General features: G+C 65.2%; 1 protein-coding gene. It reads left to right on the forward strand.

Annotated features, from left to right (window positions below; translation table 11 throughout):
• Positions 1 to 810 (forward strand): DUF5801 repeats-in-toxin domain-containing protein (locus PG897_RS22520; protein ID WP_270829448.1); only part of this gene is annotated, 810 nt, incomplete at both ends.

The raw sequence follows: 810 nt of genomic DNA on the forward strand, positions 1-810 counted from the left end.
CACCACGGTGAGCGGCTACAGCCTGAGCGTGACCGACAGCAACAGCGGGCTGACCAGCAACGGGCTGGCCATCACCCTGACCAAGGTGGGCAACGACATCGTGGGCTCGACCACGGACGGGGAAGTGTTCCGCATCAGCGTGGCGAGCAATGGCACGGTGACGCTGACGCAGTCGGCGGAGCTGGACCATCTGCCGGAGGACGTGGACAACAGCAACGACAACAACCTCATCAGCCTGGCCAATGGCAAGGTGCTGCTGAGTGCGACCGTGACGGTGGTGGATGGCGACAACGACACTGCGACCGGGACGGTGAGTGCGGACCTGGGCGGCAACATCAACTTTGAGGACGATGTGCCGAGCGTGACCATCAATGCAGTGGCAGACGGTGGCATCACCCTGACCACCCAGGATGCGCAGACCATCGGTGCGGCCAGTGACACGGCGACCGGCAGCTTTGCGGCGGCGTTCCTGGCGGCGGCGGTGCCGAACTATGGGGCGGACGGTGCGGGCACCACCACGGTGAGCGGCTACAGCCTGAGCGTGACCGACAGCAACAGCGGGCTGACCAGCAACGGGCTGGCCATCACCCTGACCAAGGTGGGCAACGACATCGTGGGCTCGACCACGGACGGGGAGGTGTTCCGCATCAGCGTGGCGAGCAATGGCACGGTGACGCTGACGCAGTCGGCGGAGCTGGACCATCTGCCGGAGGACGTGGACAGCAGCAACGACAACAACCTCATCAGCCTGGCCAATGGCAAGGTGCTGCTGAGTGCGACCGTGACGGTGGTGGATGGCGACAACGACAC

It is taken from the genome of Aeromonas sp. QDB20 (assembly GCF_027707805.1).
GTDB lineage: Bacteria > Pseudomonadota > Gammaproteobacteria > Enterobacterales > Aeromonadaceae > Aeromonas > Aeromonas dhakensis.